The organism is Geminisphaera colitermitum TAV2 (genome assembly GCF_000171235.2).
GTDB lineage: Bacteria > Verrucomicrobiota > Verrucomicrobiia > Opitutales > Opitutaceae > Geminisphaera > Geminisphaera colitermitum.
In genome coordinates, this window is sequence record NZ_ABEA03000099.1 from 33,011 (window position 1) to 51,840 (window position 18,830).

General features: G+C 61.6%; 14 protein-coding genes. 6 read left to right on the top strand and 8 right to left on the bottom strand.

Annotated features, from left to right (window positions below; genetic code table 11):
- Nucleotides 1–31 precede the first annotated feature (31 nt).
- The 4 genes from OBACDRAFT_RS11555 to OBACDRAFT_RS11570 all read left to right on the top strand — a co-directional run bounded on the left by OBACDRAFT_RS11555 (nt 32) and on the right by OBACDRAFT_RS11570 (nt 5,946).
- Nucleotides 32–2,248, top strand: coding sequence for a beta-galactosidase (locus OBACDRAFT_RS11555; RefSeq protein ID WP_043585775.1), 2,217 nt, complete (start codon nt 32–34; stop codon nt 2,246–2,248).
- A gap of 45 nt (nt 2,249–2,293) precedes the next feature.
- The gene (locus OBACDRAFT_RS11560) at nt 2,294–3,019 is read left to right on the top strand and encodes a hypothetical protein (RefSeq protein ID WP_198529888.1); all 726 of its coding nucleotides are present in this window, start codon (nt 2,294–2,296) and stop codon (nt 3,017–3,019) included.
- A gap of 30 nt (nt 3,020–3,049) precedes the next feature.
- The gene (locus tag OBACDRAFT_RS11565) at nt 3,050–5,050 is read left to right on the top strand and encodes an alkaline phosphatase (protein ID WP_088179299.1); all 2,001 of its coding nucleotides are present in this window, start codon (nt 3,050–3,052) and stop codon (nt 5,048–5,050) included.
- Between the two features lie 209 nt (nt 5,051–5,259).
- Nucleotides 5,260–5,946, top strand: coding sequence for a PEP-CTERM sorting domain-containing protein (locus OBACDRAFT_RS11570; protein ID WP_043585777.1), 687 nt, complete (start codon nt 5,260–5,262; stop codon nt 5,944–5,946).
- Between the two features lie 61 nt (nt 5,947–6,007).
- On the opposite strand, the gene OBACDRAFT_RS11575 is transcribed toward OBACDRAFT_RS11570, so the two are convergent.
- The 7 genes from OBACDRAFT_RS11575 to OBACDRAFT_RS28890 form a co-directional block, all read right to left on the bottom strand.
- Nucleotides 6,008–7,459: a GH39 family glycosyl hydrolase gene (locus tag OBACDRAFT_RS11575; protein ID WP_043585779.1), complete on the bottom strand. Its 1,452-nt coding sequence runs from the start codon at nt 7,457–7,459 to the stop codon at nt 6,008–6,010.
- A gap of 58 nt (nt 7,460–7,517) precedes the next feature.
- Nucleotides 7,518–8,282, bottom strand: a complete 765-nt coding sequence (locus tag OBACDRAFT_RS11580; protein ID WP_043585781.1) for a hypothetical protein — start codon at nt 8,280–8,282, stop codon at nt 7,518–7,520.
- Nucleotides 8,283–8,341: 59 nt separating this feature from the next.
- The gene (locus tag OBACDRAFT_RS11585) at nt 8,342–12,586 is read right to left on the bottom strand and encodes a glycoside hydrolase family 2 protein (RefSeq protein WP_043585783.1); all 4,245 of its coding nucleotides are present in this window, start codon (nt 12,584–12,586) and stop codon (nt 8,342–8,344) included.
- Between the two features lie 165 nt (nt 12,587–12,751).
- On the bottom strand, nt 12,752–13,609 hold the full coding sequence (locus OBACDRAFT_RS11590) for a PEP-CTERM sorting domain-containing protein (protein WP_157837035.1): 858 nt from the start codon (nt 13,607–13,609) through the stop codon (nt 12,752–12,754).
- 111 nt (nt 13,610–13,720) lie between these two features.
- Nucleotides 13,721–14,473 carry an SGNH/GDSL hydrolase family protein gene (locus OBACDRAFT_RS25295; RefSeq protein ID WP_052361779.1) on the bottom strand — a complete coding sequence of 251 codons (753 nt, stop codon included), beginning with the start codon at nt 14,471–14,473 and terminating at the stop codon, nt 13,721–13,723.
- 76 nt (nt 14,474–14,549) lie between these two features.
- On the bottom strand, nt 14,550–15,332 hold the full coding sequence (locus OBACDRAFT_RS11600; protein WP_081722000.1) for a type II secretion system protein: 783 nt from the start codon (nt 15,330–15,332) through the stop codon (nt 14,550–14,552).
- A complete protein-coding gene (locus OBACDRAFT_RS28890) occupies nt 15,311–15,484 on the bottom strand; it encodes a hypothetical protein (protein ID WP_198529889.1) in 174 nt (57 codons plus the stop codon). The genes OBACDRAFT_RS11600 and OBACDRAFT_RS28890 overlap by 22 nt, the downstream gene beginning before the upstream one ends.
- Before the next feature lie 22 nt (nt 15,485–15,506).
- Between OBACDRAFT_RS28890 and OBACDRAFT_RS11605 the strand changes: the two genes are divergently transcribed.
- A complete protein-coding gene (locus OBACDRAFT_RS11605; protein WP_043585787.1) occupies nt 15,507–16,535 on the top strand; it encodes a LacI family DNA-binding transcriptional regulator in 1,029 nt (342 codons plus the stop codon).
- An 80-nt stretch (nt 16,536–16,615) separates the two neighbouring features.
- Here OBACDRAFT_RS11605 and OBACDRAFT_RS11610 read toward each other — a convergent pair whose 3' ends face one another.
- Nucleotides 16,616–17,665 carry a LacI family DNA-binding transcriptional regulator gene (locus tag OBACDRAFT_RS11610; protein WP_043585789.1) on the bottom strand — a complete coding sequence of 350 codons (1,050 nt, stop codon included), beginning with the start codon at nt 17,663–17,665 and terminating at the stop codon, nt 16,616–16,618.
- 113 nt (nt 17,666–17,778) lie between these two features.
- Here OBACDRAFT_RS11610 and OBACDRAFT_RS11615 point away from each other — a divergent pair, with 113 nt between their 5' ends.
- Nucleotides 17,779–18,828 carry a zinc-dependent alcohol dehydrogenase gene (locus tag OBACDRAFT_RS11615; RefSeq protein ID WP_043585790.1) on the top strand — a complete coding sequence of 350 codons (1,050 nt, stop codon included), beginning with the start codon at nt 17,779–17,781 and terminating at the stop codon, nt 18,826–18,828.
- The last annotated feature ends 2 nt before the right edge of the window (nt 18,829–18,830 follow it).

Consider the following 18,830-nt stretch of genomic DNA (forward strand, 5'->3'; position numbering starts at 1 on the left):
GAGTTCCCCAATCGGAACGCCTTTTTCCTTCATGTCCACATCCTCCAATTCCCTCCCTGACGACATCTTTCTCTTTGGTGCATCGACTGCCCCCTACGCGCGCGGCGCCGACTGGCCCATGGAGGAGTGGGACTCCGACATGGCCACCATGCGCCGCCTCCACTTCAACACCATCCGCATCTTCGCCCCCTGGGACCGCATCGAACAAAAAGAAGGCGTATTTGATTTTTCACGACAAGATCACGCCCTCGACTGCGCCGCCCGTCACGACCTGCGCGTCATTGTCCACTTTGGCGGACTCTTCGGCTCCCTTTGCGGTTGCTTTCCCCCCCCCTGGCTCCGCGAGTCCGACCGCTGCCATGAACGCATGGCCCACCCCGAGTCACCCGCGCGCAACAACGACCTTATGAAGTCGTTTTGTCCCGACGATCCCGTTTATCGCGCCGCTGCGTTCGCTTTCATGGAGCGCACCATAAAACATCTCGCCCCCCGCGACAATCTCCTCGCCTGGATGACGTGGAACGAACCCGCCTCCCCCTTCTGTTACTGCCCGCATACACAACGAAAATTCCGCGTGTGGTTAAAAAACAAATACGCCGGAAACCTCGATCCCCTCAACGCTGCCTGGGGCGGACAATTCCCCGTCAACTACACCGCCTGGGATCAGGTCCGCGCTCCCGCCGCTCCCCTCGATCCCAACATCTGGACCGACTGGACCCGCTTCAACCAATGGCGGCTCCACGACACCCTGCGCGAGCTTCACGAACTCACCCATCGCCACGACCCGCGCCGCCGCCCCACCACCGCCAATCTCGTTTATCACCTCGCCGCCCTCGAAGGCGACGACGCCTCTCCCCGCTACGGCCTCGACGTCGGTGCCGCCGGTCAGGCCATGAGCATCATGGGCGTCTCCTGCTACACCGAGGAGCACATGCACGACGTCCGCCCCGCATGGGAAACCGCCTACAAACTCAGTCGCCTCCGCAGCACCTCCGCCGATCCGCACCGCCGCACCCTTGTTCTGGAAACCGGCGCAGGCCCCAACAAACGCACCATCACCGAAGACCGCCGTATCCAAACTTTCTGGCACCTCATCGCGCACAACGCCAAATCCATCGTCCTTTGGAACTATCGCAGCCGCATCGTCGATCTCCCGCTCGCCGCGCGTTTCAACCTCATGCAATGGGACGGCACCCCCAGCGCCCGCGCCCGTTACATCGCCGATTTCTCCAAAAACCTCCAACGCCACGCCCGCCTCCTCAACCGCGTTCACCCCACCCGCGAAGCCGCCATCCTCACACTCGAAGAAACCCAGCTCCGCACCGATCCCTATTGCGGCGCGTGGCACCCGACGACCTACCGCGACACGCACGACTCCCGTTTCGGTGCCTACAAACTTCTTTGGGACAACCAAATCCCCGCCGATTGCATCACCGAGCAAAATCTCGGCGAACTCCCCCGTTACCGTCTCCTCCTGCTCCCCATGTGCGAGCAAGTCGGCCCCGCCCTCGCCGCCCAACTCCGCGACTACGTGGTTGCCGGCGGCACGATCATTGCTGAAAGCCCCCTCGGCCTCACCGACGACGCCGGACGTCTCCAATACGCCGCCCCGTCCTTCGGACTCGACGAAGTTTTCGGCTGCCGCACCCGCGACCGCCAGACCCGCGAAACCGCCACACGTATCCAGTTTCTCAACACCGCTGTCAGTGCGGGCGACAAAGGAGAAACCGAATCCACCGTTCATCTCTTTTGGAGCGACTACGAACTCTGCGGCGGCGAACCCCTCGCCCGCTACGCCGGTTCTCCCTCCGGCACCGCCGCCGTTGTCCGCCATCGTTACGGGAAAGGCGTTGCGATCATTGCCGGCACGGAAGTTTTTCGCCAATACGCGCAATCCCCCCAGCCCGCAATGACCCGCCTCCTCCACGACGCCGTTCTTGCCTCCGGCGCCCGTCCCACTGCCACGCTCGAAGACGAGACCGACAACATCGAAGTCTCCCGCCTTACCAGCGAAGAGCACGATGCCACTCCCCCCTCCCACCCGCGTGACATCGTTTACATCATCACCAATCACAACGACACTCCGCGCCGTTTGCGTATCCATCTCAGAGATACGCACGTCGCGCCATCCCCTGAAGTCTGGCGTGATCTCCAAAGCGAAAGCGACGCCTTCATTGATTTTTCCACCGACATCACCTTGCACCCCCGCCAGGTTTTGGCCGTCAGCCGGCTTGTCACCGCAAGTTAACATTGCCTCAACATTGCCGTAACACGCTGCCGCCATACTTGCGGCATGACGTTGTTTCGCATCACCGATTTTTCCCGCGCCATCGCTCTCACCGCCGCGCTGGTCGCCGCCGCGCCCTCCGCGCTTCACTCCAACTCCCTCGGCTGGCACGCCGACGCCCTTGCCTCCCAACTCGCCTCGCAAGGCACGCTCCCCGTCGCACCCGAAGGCGTCGCCGAATTGCGTTTTGGCGACATCTATCAAACCCCCGCCGGACCGCGCGGACTCGAATTCACCGGACGCATCCAGTCGCTCGATGGCCGGCGCGTCCGTGTCATGGGATTTATGGTAAGGCAGGAGCACCCTGTGCCCCACCGTATCATCCTCGCGCCCTACGCCTTCACCACCAACGAAGCCGAATATGGCCTTTGCGACGATTTGCCTCCGGGCATCGTTTTCGTTGACGTGCCCGCCTCGCGCACCTCCGCCAGCCACGTGTCCGCCGCGCCGTTTGTTTCGCCGCTCTTCGCGCAGGCGGCCCAGTTTTGCTGCTCCACACTTCAGGGCGAAGCCGCGCGTGCCGCCGCCGTGCCCTATATGCCGGGACCGCTCTTGCTCACAGGCCGTCTCGAACTCGGACGGCGTGAGGAACCCGACGGACGCGTCTCCTATGTGCGCCTCGTCCTCGACCCAGTCCCCACCCCGGGCGACACGCTTCGCGTCGCCTCCGCCGCTCCGCCAACCCTTTCCGCGTCGGCTGTCGCACAGACCGCGGGCGTATCCGGAAAATAGAGACAAAAAATCGCATCCGTTATCGTCCACATGAAGAACACCACAACCACCACAATAACCACACCCGCCGCCGCCACCCTCTTGCGTGCGCTGGCAGGCGCGGCGCTGGTCGCCTCCGTCCTGACGCCCGCCGTCATTCAGGCCGCGCCTGTCGTGTCACGACTCACGCCGCCCAGCCTGTTGTTTAGCAACGCACTCTCCGGCTCCGACATCCCGCAGGTTTCCCGTTTCCTCGCCGGACAACGCTTCGATCTCCAGGCCACGGTGCAGCCGGACACGGGCAGCACCATCACCAAGGCCACCTTTGCCGTCGATGGCGTGGTGGTCGGCAGCACCGAGGCAGGCGAGGCCCCGGGTGGCGTTGCCAATGTCACGCTCATCCCGTGCGACGTCGTCGGCCTGCCCGACGGCACCGTGGCCCCCACACTGCGCGCCTACCAAAACACCAAGGCCGGCGTGCGCACGCTCACCGTCACCGCCGAGCAGAGCAATGGCGTCACCGTCACCGGCACGGTTACCGCCACCGGAACGTTTGAGATCATCGGCACCACCAGCAAAGGCCGCGTCGCCAAGAACATCATCTTCATGATTGGCGACGGCATGGGCATCGCGCATCGCTCCGCCGCCCGCATCATGTATCGCGGCGTGCTCTCCGGCAAAAGCCTCGCCCCGCTCGAAATGGACGACATGCCCTCGGTTGCGCTCGTGCGCACCGCCTCGCTCAACTCCATCATCACCGACTCCGCGCCCGGTGCCGCCTGTTACTCGACCGGCAACAAGGGCAACAATAACCAACAGGGCGTGTTTCCCGATGACACGACCGATGCGTTTGACAATCCCCGCATCGAACTCATTGGCGAATTCCTCGCCCGTACCCGCCAGAAGTCACTCGGCATTGTCACCACCGCCGACGTATTTGACGCCACGCCCGGCGCCTTCGGCAGTCATACTCAGAACCGCGCCGCCGGCACCGGCATTTGCGACGGCTATCTTGACGAACAAGTCGACAAGTCCGACCTCCGCGTGCTCCTCGGCGGCGGCCTCAAATGGTTCATTCCCTCCACCACCACAGGCTCCGGTCGCACCGCCGGCACCGGCGCAGTTATCGGGTCGGAACTCGCCACCGGCTGGAACATCCCGCAACGCGCGAGCGTGAACGCAATCCGCGATCTCATCGGGGATTTTGAGGACGCCGGTTTCACCTACGTGCCCACCAAAACCGACCTCGACAACACCTTCGCCGCAGGCACGCCCGACAAGCTCCTCGGCCTCTTCGCTCTCTCCAACATGAGCGTGGCCAAGGACAAGATCGACGGTCGCCGCGGCAACGCCACCGTGGTCAACACCCACGGGTATCCCGACCAGCCGCTGCTCGAAGAAATGACGGATGCCGCCCTCAAGGTATTGTCCAAAAACAGCAAGGGCTTCGTCCTCATGGTCGAGGGCGCCTCGATCGACAAGCAGGCGCACAACATGGACACCGAGCGTTGGATAACCGACACCATCGAATTCGACAAAGCCATCGGCGTCGCCAAACGCTTTGCCGAGCAAAATCCCGACACGCTCATCATCGTGACCGCCGACCATGAATGCGCCGGCGTCAACATCATCGGCGCCTCCACCGTGAGCAACGCCGAGCTTGTCGCCCGTTCGCAGAACGGCACCAGCTCCAACGCCATCGTTGGCACCTACGAGGCCGCCAAATTCCCCTGGTACGAAATGAACGAACTCGACGGGTATCCAGAAACTACTGACATCGACAACCGCATGCTCATCGGCTACGCCGCCAACTGCGACCGTTACGAGGACTGGCTGACCAACGCCTCGCCTGACACCACGCCCACCTCGCGCGACACCGCCGGCGGTTTCCTTATCACTGGCCAGGTGCCCGGCAGCCAGGCCGTGCACACCGGCTCCGACATCCCGCTCACCGCCACCGGACGCGCCTCCAGCCTCTTCCGGGGCGTGGTGGACAACACCGACGTCTTCTTCCTCGCAATGCAGGCCGCGCTCGGCGGCGCGACCAACTGAACCGACGTTCTCCGTTTCCATCCACATCGCATCCACAGAGACATCACCGATATGGAGTGCGGAACTTCAGTTCTGCTTTGGGCAGGGCGATTCATCGCCCTGCCTCTGCCGGAAGGCGGCGTGATAAATCCCGCCGTCCAAAGCGGCGATGAATCGCCGCACTCCATATGGGGCGTCGCAAAACTCCAACGATTTTTCATTCACTTCACATGACAACCACACAATTCCGCATCCTTGCCTCGGTATCCGCCATGGCATTACTTTCCGCCGCCGGAGCGATCACGTCCGCCAGCGCCCAGACCTACTCGTTGAATTTCGATTTCAACGCGTTGCCGACCGGCGTATTTTCTCCGGGCGCGCAGCCGGTTTCCGTTTCATTCAACAACGCGAAGAGCATCTACGAAACCATCTATGCCGACGAGGACGACGTGTTCGGCACCGAGGTCACCAAGTGGATCATCGACACCGAGATCGATGACGACTATCCCGTGTCGATCCTCGACGATGGCAACACGGCGGGCGGCAACGCACTTTTCGCCTATGATGGCCCGGTTATCATCTCGTTTGATCAGTTGTATGACCTGACGGCGTTTTCCACGACGCTCGATCTGGACGACAATTTTCTCTACGATGTCTCGGTTCTTTTCCTGCGCGATGGCGTGGTCGTTTCCACGCTGGCGCTCGACACCAACACGCCTGGTTATGTTGCTTCGCTGTCCAGTCCCGTGAACGGTATCAACGGTTTCGTGCTGCCCGGTTCGGAGTATTACGAAAAACTCTCGTTCACCCTGAGTGCCACTGTCGTCCCCGAGCCTGCCACCTGGGTCGCGATCATCGGTGGTCTGGCGTTGTCCGTGGCACTGGTTGTCCGACGCCGCTCTGCCCGCGTTTGTTAAGGTCTGAAGTTACACGGAGCGACGGTCTCAAAAACCGTCGCTTCGTCATTTGCATTGTCCACTATGCAGATTGGGCGATCTCGACGATGGAGCGGTCGGTGAGGATCAGCGGAGTGTTGCTGATCGGCAGGGGTTTGAAGACGCGGACGCCCTCGGCGTCAGGGTCGGGTTGCATCCACGTCTCGGCACAAGTGCGGCGGTCCATCTCGAAATGCGTGGAGTAAACCCGTTGCGTCAACGGATCAATGAGCACGGGGTTCTCAAGGTGCAGGCCGGCTTCGAGCCACCAGGTCATTTCCATTTGCTGAAGGACGGGGTCGTCCTCCACTGAGGTCGGCAGCCACCAGGCATGCACAGGGACGTTGCCGCGAATGAAGTTGACCTGCCAGGTCGCCACTTTGGTCGCGCGGGGATCATTCGTGTCGGAGAGGATGCTCATGTGGCAGGACGTCCGGCCATGGGCGACTTCGAGGGGATCGCACAGGAGCGTGGCAAGGGATTGCATCGCACGGTAGGCGGGCTTGGGCGTGCCGTCCTCAAGCCGGATGAGCCCGTAGTGGAAGGTCTCCTTGAACTCGGCGTAGTGGGCAAAATCGGCCATGTGAAAATAGCTGCTCATCGCGCAGTCGTTGCCCAGTTCGAGCAGGAAGCGGCGCAGCAACATGCGGGCCTGGATCGACTCGCTGGCTTTCATGGTCGAGAGCGCGCCCACGCCCTTCGCCCGCTCGGGCACGTGGGACTGCACGCCCGCTTCGCCCTGCCACGAGATGAGAGACGGTTTGTATTTATTCAGCAGATGCCGGAACGCCGGAAACTCCTGCGTGCTGTGACGCTCGGGAACGGATTTGTATCCGTGATAGCTTACAATGTCGATGTGCTCGGCCATGCCGTGCCTGAAGCAGTCTTCGAGGAACTTGATGCTCCACGGTGTCATGCCCCAGGCGATGGCGCCGCCAATGATTTTTGCAGCGGGTTGCTTTTCGCGGATGGCAAGGGCGGAGAGCCGGACGAAATCTGCGTATTCGGAGGCTTTGGCGAGGGGTTTCCAAAAGCTGAGGAGATCGGGTTCGTTCCAGATTTCGTAATGGGTGATGCGGTCGCGGAAGTGGGTGACGAGCGCGCGGATGTAATCCTGCCATGCGCGACGTTCGCGCGGCGTGCGGACCGGTGGGAAACCGACTCCGGCGGGATTCGTGGTTTCGGTGTAGAGCGGGTTGCCGTAGCTGAAACTGAGCCAGGGCGTGACGCCGCGCTCGATGAGTTTGTCCACGATGTCGTCGAGCCAGGCGAAGTCGTAGGAGCCGGGCTGTTTTTCGGTCTTGGCCCAGCCGGTCTGGACTCGCGCCCATTTGACGCCGAGGTCGTTGAGGACGGGCCACGCCTGATTGGCGTCCCACATGTCGCGGTCGAGGCATTCAAAGCCGACTCCGAGCCGGGAAGAACGGATTTCGGTGCTCTTTCTGTTCTTAAGTTTTCCGATGTAGTTTAGGTTTGGATACTCGTCTGGTTGCATTTCGTGGAGTGGCGTTCGGGCGGAGGGGGGGGAGGGGGAGGGGGGGGAGGGGCGGCGTTTATTCCGGGATCGTGGTGTGTGTGAGGGAGAAATCGGAGAGGCGCAGCCGGGATTGCACGTTGTCAGCGATGTTGACGGCGCGCATGACGTAGCGCAGTTGCCCGGCCAGGGGTGTGCCGGCCAGCGTCCAGGCTCCTTCGCGGGAGCCGTCCACCGACTGGGCCTTGGGGGTCAGGTTGAGCTTGTAGCCGGTGAGGGAAAGATACCAGTCGAGCGTTAGCGGGAAGCTGCCGAGTGGAAGCGTGGCCTCATAGAGTTTGTCGCCGTAACCGCCTTTGGCCTGACCGGTTTTGCGAAAGAGGTTGAGCGAGAGCGTGCCTCGATCGGTGTTGGCGGAAATCAAAAGGGTCAATGCGTCGGGCTCGCCGAAGGGGTCGGCAAAGGATGGGTTTTTCAAGGGAGCAGGGAGAAAAAAGAGGCGGGCCTCGGCGTTGGTTTTCCCTTCCGCGGCGTTGTCGAGTTGCTCGATGGTGAGGTGGAGACGCAGGGCCTGCGCTTCGCTGGCGGGAAGGGTTGGCGAGGTTTTGAGGAGTGTTTGCGCGCCGGCCCATTGTTTTGCGTTGGGGGCGGTGAGGATGAGTCCGCCTTGATTGATACTGCCGCTCCATTCCCAGTTTTCCCGACCGGCGTTGAAGCTGTCTTTGACGATGATTTTTTCGGCAACGGGTTCGGCTGCGCTTGCGGCAGGAACGGCGGCGGCGGTGAGGAGGCTGAGCAGGATGGCGGCGAGGCTGCCTGTTGTTCGGATGATTCTGGTTTTCATGTGTGCGTGGTGTTGGAGAGGAGAGCGTGGGCGGGGGGGGGGGGGGGAGGGATTGGAGACTACCAGTAGGTGAACAGGTAGGGGTCGAATATGCGGAAGGGGTCGGTGTAAAATTTGACGTTTGGCACGGCGTCCTGTCCGGGCGCGGCGGCGGCGGTAGGGGCGTCGTCGTCGGTCTGCAACTGGCACCAGAAGCCGAAACCGTTGGTGCCGGAGGCGACTTTGAGGGTGATGATGTTTTTCCCTTTTTTGAGAGGGACTTTGACTTTGAAGGCATTGGGAACGGGTGTGCCGTGGGCTTCGTCCACTTTGAGTATGGAGCGTCCGTTGACCCAGACTTGCATCCAGTAATCGACGCCGAGGAGGAGTGTCACGGTCTGGTCGCGGTCGCTGCTGATGGCGCGGGTCGCGTAGGCAACGTGGCCGTGTTTCGCGCCGCCGAGGGCTTCGGCAAGGTCAACAAAACCATCCTTGCGGGCTTCGATTGTGCGTCTCCAGTCGAGCGTCGCGCCATCGGCGCGTTTGTGAAGGGTGTTGGGGTTTTCGGCGCCCTGAATGGCGACCCACTCACCGGGAAATGTTTCGCCGAGGATTCGGGCGGCGCGGGTTTGCGCGGTGTGTTGCGGTCCCATCACGCGCCACGAGCCGAGCGTGCTCATGGAGGGGGCTTTGGGGGCAATGGCCAGACGGCTCGATATTGCAGGGGAGGGGGTGGCGCCGAGGTTGGTGAGGAGTTGCGCGATGAGACGGTGGAGGCGCTGGACGCTGAGTTGGGTGGCTTCGCGGCGATCGGAGTCGTTGGCGTGGCGGTTTTCCAACATGGAGGGGTGAACTTGAAGATAGATTTTGCGGCCTTGCCCGATGCGCCGTTCAAGGATGAGGCCGTCGGCCAGCACGCGGGTTTGGGCAGATGCGTTATCGTTATCGGGAGTGAAGGCGTTTACCTTCAGCGCGTCCTGCCAGCGGAGGAGGTTGGGGCCGATGCCGCGCAGGAGGGGCGCTGATGCATCCGGCACGGCGCGGTAAACGGTGCGGGTGGAGGTGCGGAGTCCGGCGGTGTTTAATTCCGTCGCGAGGCGGTCGAGGTGCAGGACGGTTCCGCCCGCGTTTGCAAACGCGTGGATGCGTTCTGCGGTGGCGGGTGTCGTGGTGGCGTCGCGTCCAACGATGAGGAGAGCGTTCGTGGCGGCGTCTTCGGATGTCGGGAATCCGTTGATGGCTTCGATGCCGAGTTTGTTGAGCAGCGTCTTATCCTCGTCACCAATGAGTGAATACACCGGACGGGTTGATGTCGCGTTTGCGGTTGTGGTGGCGGCAGTCTCGATCAGGTTGCGGGCGAGCAATGTAGCGGCGGGGTCGATACCGATGCGCTTGCTGAAATCGAGGGTGCTGAAATAAATGTGTCCCTTGCCGTCGCGCCATTGCAGGAGGGGCGAATAGGCGAGGTCGAACTCGGCTTCGGCGAGCGGGGTAAAGCCCGCCACTTGCGGCGTGCGCAGGGCGACGGAGGCCACGGCGTGGCGGTTGGTCCATTTGGGCGCGTGGGGCGCGTCGGAGGAAACGACTTGCTCGCCTTCGGGCAACAGATCGGGGGAGCCGCGCCAGTTGATGAGGTCGGCGGCTTCGAGGCCGTTGAAGAGGGGGCTGGTTTGGTCGCGGGCAAAAATGTGGCGGGGCATGGTTTCGATGGTGTCGAATCCGAGCGAGCGCCAGGCGAGCGGGTGTTGTTCGAGGACGAGAACGCGCAGGCCGTCGCGGATGTCGGCGGCGCGCCAAGGCAGCGGTTCGCCGGGGATGATCGCCTCGCGTCCGATGATGAGCAGGTCGATGTCGGGGGGGGGGGGGAGGGGGGAGGAGCCGGGTGTCCAGAGACGCGGGTTGATACCCAGTTTTTTCAGGTCGGCGGCGGATTTGCCGCGCGGGTCGTGGAGGGCGATACGGAGGGGGGGCGTGAGGGGCGCGGCAGGCGGAAAGACTTCGATGGTCAAGGTGTCTTGCGCGACGATTTTGCCGTCCTGCGCGGCGGTGAGTTCCAGCGACAACGGAGTGCGGCGGCTGATGTCTTTGGGAAGATCAATGCTGAAGGGAGTCAGGCGGATTTCGCCGGTGGCGAGAGTGATTTTTTCACTGCCGGTGGCGAGAATGCTCCCGCCCTGCGCGGTGTTTTTTAGTATCCATTTCGCGGTGACAGTCGTCGGGACGGCGCCATCCCAGATGGTGGCGATCTGCTTCTTCACGTTTTCCCCGGCGTGGAAGGCGTGGGTCTTGTCGGTGAAGACTGGCGCGCCCGCGAGATAAACGAGGAGGGGTTGGTTGGCCTGCTGGAAGATGTCGAAGTTGGCATTGGCCCACGAGGGTTTTTCGGTGAGGGGGGCGGTCAGGAAGTTGTAGTTGAGTTTTTCGTAGGCATCGACGTCCAGCGTGAGGTTTGGGTGCCCGTAGCGTTCGCCAATCAGCCAGTAGAGCCAGCCGGCGTTGATCCCCCAGGTGCGCCATGCGCGGTTGGTGTTGCGGACAAAGAAACCCAGAAAGTCATTGTATTTCGGATACAGGGAGAGGTCGATTTTTCCCCATTTGCCGAAGCCGTTCTGGTTGAGCAGGGCGTAGTCGATTGTGTTTTTGAGAGCGTCCTCCTTTTCGTCGAGGTAGGCTTGGTCGCCGAGATACATGGCGAGGTATTCGGTGAGGAGAAATTGTTTACCTTTCCAATAATTGGCGGAAAAGGGCGCGCCAAACTCGACCGCCGAATACGGCATGTCGCCCTGTGTTGCCCAGGCTTTGGGCCACTCTTCGCGTTCCTGGAGCGGGACAAAATTGAGATAGGTGTTGGCGGTGGAGATGTCGCCGGTGCTGCCGTCGGCATGGGCAAAGGCGAGGCGCGTGGAGTCCTGCTTGTGGAGAATGGCAACGGCGTCGTTGATGACCTTGGCCTGGCCGCGCGGGTTCGTTTCCCGAATGCCCATTTTTTCGGGTTCGATGGCGTTTTTGGGCACGTAGCTGTTGATCGCCACGACCCAGGCGAGGATCGAGGGGTGGTTGCGGTATTTTTTGAGGTGGTAGGCGGTTTCGCGTTCGTAGGCCTGGGCGACGCCTTCTTTGTGAAAATTTTCGCGCAGATAGGAGACGGACGGTACAGGCAGGGTGACGCCCATGCCGAGGCGGTCCATCTCGGAGAGCAGTTCTTCGTCAAAGATTGGTGTCTCCGACGCCCAGCGTCCGCACCACCAGAGGTCGCCGTGGGGCTGGATCTGGCCGACGTTGTAGCCAAGAAGTCGATACAGGGAGAGGCCGTGTTTGTTCGCGCCGTAGATTTCGGTGAGCCGCCAGCGGGAGGGATGGCCGTTCATGAGGAGTTGGTTGCCCTCGGTCCAGATTTCGCGGAATCCGAAGGTCACGGGCGGCGGCGCATCAATGGGGGTGCCGGCGGCTTCGAGGCGGATTTTTGCGGTGTAGAGAGTGGGCTGGTCGAGTTCCCAGGGAATGGGATCGGCCCAAGGGGCGGAAAGGGTGTGGACGGAGCGGCCCGGCGGCAGGGTCAGCGGGTCACTGGAGAGTGTGAGGACGGTTTTGTTACCGGCGTCGTAAATGGTGGCAGTCGCCCGCACGTTTTGCGCGGGCTGGCCGGCTGCGATTTCGATTTCGATGGCGAGTTGTTTTTTTCGCCACGAGGTTTTTACGAAGATGTCGGTGACGGCGGCGGTGGCGGACCTCGCAGTGAGGGTGACGGGAGCGGTGATGCCGAGGCCCCAGTCGGTCATGGGGAGTTTTTGCCGGGTGCGCACGTAGTGGCGCAGCACGTCCTGTTCGTAGTTGCGCGAGATTCCGGTGTAGTTGCGTGTCAGATACACGCGCAGGGTGTTGCGTCCGCCGAAGTCGGCGAATTGCGTGAGGTCGATTTCGCCGCCGGGGCGCAGGAGTTCGGCGACGCGGTGGCCGTTGAGAAAGATGATGGCGTCGCCTTCGATGCGGCGAAAATCGGCCGCGAGGCTTTTGCCACGCCAGTCGGCGGGCAGGGTGATTTCCTGCTCGAACCACAGGGAATGGATGTCGCGGAGACCGGCCGATTGCCAGCTTGTGCCCTGGCGACTGACGCCGTCTTTCCATGAGCCCGTCGCGCTGTTTCCCCAATCCGCAACGGCGGGCGCAACTTCGGGCGAGGTGGCGGGCTGGACTTTCCAGACGCGCGGGAGTTCGACGGTGTGGCGCAGGGCGGTGTCAGCGCACAGCGGGACGGAGGCGAGTCCGCCCGCAACGAGACAGAGTCCGCAAAACGGGAGAAACAAACGCCGGGAGGGAAACGCCATGGTTTTTAAGAGTTACGAATTAAGGGTGTGCCTAAAATTACACAGAGGGCGGGGAGTGAACGCAGAGAGCGGGGAGGTCACAACGACTCCCGTTGATCAATCTGCTTTTGGAACACCCCAACCTCTGTGCTACCTCATTGCCCTCTGTGTAATTTCTGGAGGGATTCAGCGGCGGCGGCGCAGGTGGCAGGCAACGAGCGCGAGGGCAGCGGACAGGATGAGCGCATAGGTCGAGGGTTCAGGAATGGCACCGCCGACGTTGGTCGTGACCAGCACGTTGTCGAGAAAGCCGACTCCGGGGTTGTCTCCGGCGAACAGGTTGAGGCTGATCTCGTCGAACGTGTAAGTCAGGACACTCGTCGACACCACGGTGTGGGTTTTGCTGAGAGCCCCAAACGAGTAGGTGATGGACAGGCCGTCGTTGGCGAGGCGTTCGATTCTCAGACCGATGCTGTAAGTCGTGTTCAACGCGGTGGGACTGCCGCTCGCAACGCCCGCGATCTCGGTGTTCCCGGCGCTCGACCAGCGGAGTTGCGAGAACTGGTTGTTTGAGAAGAGCGCCAGATCGTTGGCGGTTGCCGGGACTCCGGCTGCTCCGACATCAAACGCCTTGTAAGCCTTGTAGCCTTTGTCGTCCGTGGCGTTTACCGTCACGGGAGTTCCGTTCGAGTTGTAGAGTGCCAGTGACGCTCCGGTTGTGACAGTTCCTGCCACGTTGAGCGTTGTGTAGCGGACTGAATAGCTGGCTTCGATGTAGTCGTTGGCATTCGCCAATGTCACCGAAGTGAAATTCGCGGCGACGGCCGTGGGAGCGTAGCTCCATCGCAATTCGCCTGATTCGACCGTGGGTTGGGAGGCGGGGCCAATGCGAGACCAGTCCGCCGGGAAGCCGTTGCTGAAGTTTTCGTCGATCAATTTGGTTTGGGCAGAGGCATTGATTCCGGCGAAGGACAGGAGGCAGGCGACAGTCGCGGCGAACGCACGCACGGTGCGGGAGGAGGCGGAGCAGATTTGCGTTTTCATGGGTTTGGTTGGGTTGATTTTGGATGGAGCGGATTCAGGGTTGGGAAACAAAACGGACGCTGGCGGAGGATTGAGGCGGGTCGCAATGTGGTCGAATTGACTCACGAGTCATCAGGCACGTCGTCCTTTCTTTTTGTGGACGAAAAGGAGCGCGGAAAAAGCCACCGCGCCAACAATGGCCGCGCTGGCCGCGGGTTCGGGGATCATGGTCAGATACGAGTTGTAGATCGCCTGCGCGACGATCCGGTAGCCCTCGGTGTTGAGGTGGATGGTGTCGGTGCGCAGCGAGGAGGGGACAACGTCGTTTCCGTAATCGATCACATCTTGCGCCACGTTTTGGTTGTAGGACGAAACAAGCAGCGGGCGGACATCAACAAAGTGAGCGCCATAGGTCGCTTTCAGGTCAGCGTTGATGACGTTGATGTTGTTCCACGTTGTGCTGCCAGAGGGCGCGGTCGAGCGGTTGATGACGCCAACGATGAGGTAATTTTGATGCGGGAGGGCGGCGACCATTTCCGCAATGTGGCGCTGCACCCATTTGTCTGTGGAGTCGGGGTTGTTGTTTCCGGCCCAGATTATGGTGAACTCCTTCCGAAGTTCTTCGGCTTCCGGAGCGATGAGGCGGGTTCTGATTTGGCCGGAGCCTTCGCCGCCGACACCTTTGTTGATGACGGTCGCTCCGCTGAATTCAGCGAACCATTTCCGATAATGTTTTTCGCCAGCAGCGGGGTTATCGGCCCCCGTGCCGTAGGTCAGCGAGTCACCCCAGGCGACGACGGTTGCGGCCGGGCAGGATGTAATGCCGAGGATAAACAGGGCAGTTGTGACTAGGGCTCCGCTTAGCAGTGGCGTGAGTGGCTTCATGGTTTTGCGTATTTTGAGTGTTTGAAGAGGGCAGGGCAGGGGGGGGGGGGGAGGGGGGATTGGCTGGGGCGGGGAATCAGCTTGAGGGGATTTGGGTGACGCCGATTTTCACGCCGTCGCGGAGTTTGGAGTTGTCGGGCTCCGGCTTGCTCGTGGCGTGGTCCCACCATGACATGAAAAGGCGTCCGTCTGTATCGTCTTGAAGGATACGCTCGGCATGGCCGTCCAGAAAACCACAATTGATCGCCTTGCCTCCGGAGTGGCGCAGCGGAACAACTTTTTGATTGGCACCGCCCCATTGGGTCCAATTTGAGGACAACCCGTCCCACAAAAGCGGCGTGCGCGAGGGGGCGGTGTGGTGGGCATAGCTTGTTTGACCGCCGCCATTTTCGCGCACTCCGTAGTCGATGTTACTGTAGTTGCTTCCCACAGGCAGGTGCGTGCGCGTGAGGTCGGTCATCCGTCCCGCCGGGCAATGTTCCACTTTTTCAACGATCCACTGGCCGTTGGTGGTCCAAATGTAGCGTGGCCCGGGTTTGTAATAGTAGCGCAGCAAAACGAAGGCTCCCGAGTTATTTCCCTCCGCCAAAGATTCCCACTGATTGGGGTTGGAGGAGCCGATGTAGGCGGGCATGGGCTTCATGTTGTAATCGTTGAGAAACATGAGGTAGGCGGTGGTCAACTGGCGGATGTTGCTCATGCAGGCGGCGTCGGCGGCGCTGCGGCGCACCCGTCCGACGGTGGGGATGATGATCGCCGCAAGGATGCCGATGATCGCGATGACGGTGAGGAGTTCGATCAAGGTAAAGGCCGCCGGACGTGTTGCTGAGGATGTTATCAAACGGGATTTTGTTTGCATGGCGTGTGTTTGCACAAGGGCGCGGGGGGGGGGGGGGGGGGGAGGTTGGCGTAGTCGGAAAGTCGGGATGGAACTGCTGTTGCAATGTCGTTCGCCGGAGCTTTCAGAGCGGCGGGCGGGTGGCAATTGATTCGGTTTGACTCACGAGTCATTCACGGCAGACGGTCTGCGCTCATGCCCAATCAACGCGCCCTCGCAAAACACCTCGGGCTGGCACAGACAACGGTTTCGCGGGCCTTGCGAAACAGCCCGCTGGTCACTCCTGAGACGCGGACGCTCGTGCTGAACGCGGCGAAGGAAATGGGCTACCGCGCCCACCCGTATGTCACGGCATTGATGGCCAGCATCCACTCGGGGCGGACGACGCCGGGACAAGGTTGCCTGGCGCTGGTTTCCGATGTGGGTTGGAAGGAAAGGGTGAATTCGCACGAGGTCTTCCGCATCTGGTGGGAACACTTGAACCAGCGCGCCCAGTTGCGGGGTTATCGTGTGGAGCGGTTTTTTACGAAGGCCGGCGGTATGAGCGGGGAACGGGTCAACCGGATACTCGCCACCCGCGGCATCCGGGGAGTCATTATCGGAAATTGCTCGGAGGGGTTTTTTGAGGAGAACCGGCACGCTTTCGACTGGGATCACTACTCCTGCGCCACGCCGATGGAAATCTACAACAGCTATGGCATCGACTGCGTGTGCACTGACAGTTACCGCAACATGATGCTGGCCTTCCAGCGTGTCATGGGAAAAGGATACAAGCGTATCGGACTCGTGCTTCCGAAGACCGCGCTTTTGCCCCACCACATCAAAGAGTGGCTTGGCTCTTATCTCGCCTGCCAGCTTTGGGTGCCGCCGGGGCAGCGGCTGGCTCCGCTTCTGGGGTCTCCAAGAGACACAACGTTGGAAGAATTTGTCACTTGGCGAAAGCAGTGGAACCCGGATGCGTTGCTTTGTTTGTGGGGAGAGGAGATGCAGTGGGTTGATGCCTTGGGGTTGAGTTTCAGGCAACTGGCTGTCGTCTGCGTGAACCGTCCCCGCGGTTCGATTTTTTCCGGAGTCGATGAGAATAACGGAAAGGTCGGTGAAACGCTGTGCGACGTGGTCGTCAATCAGCTCACGCACAACGAGCACGGTTTCCCGAAACACAGCCAGACGGTGCATATCAAGGGCGACTGGATCGACGGAGAAACGTTGCCCGGAAAAACATAGCCGGAAGGAACACACGCAACCACCGGGGGGGGGGGGGGCGGGAATTTGGCTGACGTTGCAAACCGGCATTGGAGCGGCTCTCAACATCGTGCGGGCAACGTTTCGCCATCGAACCAGTCGCCTTCGATCAGGATCGTCTTGGGGCGCACCGGCAGGCCACGTTCGTTGAGCAGGAGTTTGTTGGCGACCATGTCGCACACCATCGCGCCAACCGTGATGTTGTTTTCGTCAATCCCCGCATACGGCGTCGGATCAATGGGACGATTCAGGCATACCATCGCAATGTCACCGGGCACGCGCAGGCCGAGCGTGTCGAGCCATTCCCGCTCGTGTCCGATGAGACCCACGAGCACGTCGGGCTTCCAATGCTCCAGCCACGCACGAAATTCGGACAGCGGCGTCGGGCCTGGACGCCCGGCAAACAGGGGCACCCGGTTGCGTCCCGGCAATGTCCGCTGCCGGTCCTGCCAGAGCAGGAAGCCCGCCTTCCAGTTGGAATCCACTCCGTCCACCGACTCGGTTGGCAGGCACATGCCGGGGCGACGGTAACCGAATTTTTGTAGTTTGTAAAAAACTACATCGGCCGCATGCCGGAAATGCGTGGAGGCCCGGTCCACCGTCGGATGTTGCCACGAGTAACTAAGCGTGGCGCAAGCATACCGCTCCCAGCGCAATGAAGGCGGGGGCGTGTCCTTTCTTTTCGGGGCCGCCAGAATGACGCCCGCGATGCCGCGCGCGGCGAAAATCCGGTCAAGCCGTGCCGCCGTCATGCCCGGTGCGCGCAGAAAAAAACACTCCGTGCGGTAGCCCCGCAAGGCGGCCTGTTCGCGGTAGCCTTGATATTGCAGCCGGTAGGTTTGCCCGCCGAGTCCGCCGCCGCGCAGCCACTCCGCCTCCGATGCCGCGTCCACTAAAATGGCGATGCAGGCGCGTTCCTCAACCCGCCGCCCGGCGCGGATGTGCTCCATGAGCGAGGCGACCATCGGATTGGGACGATATCCGAGCCGTGCCGCCGCCGCTTGCACGCGGGCGCATGTCTCGCGCGGGATCGTGGGATCGTTGCGCAGAGCCATCGATACCGTGGATTGGGCGAGGCCGAGATGCCGGGCAATTTCGCGTTGGTTGGGCATGGCGTCCAAAGCCTATGAGAATCGGTGTGTTTTGTTTGTCCCGCAAGCTTACTGATCGTGATCGGTAACGCCTTCGTTGTCGGTCTTATACCGCCACCGCAAACGTCAGCCGCATGAAAACCCAACCCGTCAAGGCAATCGTCTTTCATGGCCCAGATGACATCCGCATCGGCGATTTCGCGCTCGGAGAATGCGGACCCGACGACATCGAAATTCGCACCCTCTACACAATGGTCTCCACCGGATCGGAACTGCGCGCCCTGACCGGATTTTATCAGAACAAGGCCCCCTTTCCGCTGATCCCTGGCTATTCCGTGGTTGGCGAAGTGACGCGTGTCGGAGAACGCGCGACCGGCTTCCGTGTCGGCGACCTTGTATCCAGTCGCGCCCACAATCGACTCGAAGGCGCCTCCGCCTGCTGGGGTGGGCAGGCCAGTGCGCATATCAGTTCCACGCTCGGCAGTGGACGCCCCGTGCTGCTCCCCGCCGGGGCCGATCCGCTCGATTACGCCATCGTCGAAACCTCCGCCATCAGCCTGCGCGGTGTCGAAGGCGCGGCGCCCCGGCCGGGCGAAACCGCCGTCGTGATCGGTCAGGGCATCATTGGCGCGTATTCCGCCGCCTGGTTGCAGGCGCGCGGCTGTCGGGTCGTCGTCACCGACATAGACAAAAACCGTCTCGACCGCGCACGAGCACGCGGTGTCAGCGCCGCCGTGTCCGCCGCCGACGAACACGCCGAGTCCCGCCTGCAAGCGTTCCTCTACGGAGGCGGCGCGGACATTGTTATAGAAAGCTCCGGCAGCACGCGCGGCGTGCTCCTCGCGTATCGTCTCCTGCGCAAAAAACCGCAGTCGCATGGCGACCCGATGCACTACTACGGCGGCAACTGGCCCCGCCTCGTCATGCAAGCCACCTACCGCGAACCGGTCACGCTTGATCCCTTCAAGTTTGTGCCCGGCGAGGGCATTACGATCATTGCGCCCAAAGATCGCGGTGTGGAGGACCGCCAGAAAACCGTCGAAGCCATTCGCGGCGGGCAGATCAACTCGCGCCACTTCATCGACTCTCCTGTTGATTTCTGCGACGCGGTTCAGGCGTATCGGAATCTTCGTGACAACCCGTCTGCGCACTTCTCGCTCGTGTTCGACTGGACCCGCGCCTGATG

Bases quoted from the DNA above. Each gene is read 5' to 3' on its own strand.
- OBACDRAFT_RS11555 (WP_043585775.1), top strand. From the start codon at position 32: ATGTCCACATCCTCCAATTCCCTCCCTGACGACATCTTTCTCTTTGGT.
- OBACDRAFT_RS11560 (WP_198529888.1), top strand. From the start codon at position 2,294: ATGACGTTGTTTCGCATCACCGATTTTTCCCGCGCCATCGCTCTCACC.
- OBACDRAFT_RS11565 (WP_088179299.1), top strand. From the start codon at position 3,050: ATGAAGAACACCACAACCACCACAATAACCACACCCGCCGCCGCCACC.
- OBACDRAFT_RS11570 (WP_043585777.1), top strand. From the start codon at position 5,260: ATGACAACCACACAATTCCGCATCCTTGCCTCGGTATCCGCCATGGCA.
- OBACDRAFT_RS11575 (WP_043585779.1), bottom strand. From the start codon at position 7,459: ATGCAACCAGACGAGTATCCAAACCTAAACTACATCGGAAAACTTAAG.
- OBACDRAFT_RS11580 (WP_043585781.1), bottom strand. From the start codon at position 8,282: ATGAAAACCAGAATCATCCGAACAACAGGCAGCCTCGCCGCCATCCTG.
- OBACDRAFT_RS11585 (WP_043585783.1), bottom strand. From the start codon at position 12,586: ATGGCGTTTCCCTCCCGGCGTTTGTTTCTCCCGTTTTGCGGACTCTGT.
- OBACDRAFT_RS11590 (WP_157837035.1), bottom strand. From the start codon at position 13,609: ATGAAAACGCAAATCTGCTCCGCCTCCTCCCGCACCGTGCGTGCGTTC.
- OBACDRAFT_RS25295 (WP_052361779.1), bottom strand. From the start codon at position 14,473: ATGAAGCCACTCACGCCACTGCTAAGCGGAGCCCTAGTCACAACTGCC.
- OBACDRAFT_RS11600 (WP_081722000.1), bottom strand. From the start codon at position 15,332: ATGCAAACAAAATCCCGTTTGATAACATCCTCAGCAACACGTCCGGCG.
- OBACDRAFT_RS28890 (WP_198529889.1), bottom strand. From the start codon at position 15,484: ATGACTCGTGAGTCAAACCGAATCAATTGCCACCCGCCCGCCGCTCTG.
- OBACDRAFT_RS11605 (WP_043585787.1), top strand. From the start codon at position 15,507: ATGCCCAATCAACGCGCCCTCGCAAAACACCTCGGGCTGGCACAGACA.
- OBACDRAFT_RS11610 (WP_043585789.1), bottom strand. From the start codon at position 17,665: ATGCCCAACCAACGCGAAATTGCCCGGCATCTCGGCCTCGCCCAATCC.
- OBACDRAFT_RS11615 (WP_043585790.1), top strand. From the start codon at position 17,779: ATGAAAACCCAACCCGTCAAGGCAATCGTCTTTCATGGCCCAGATGAC.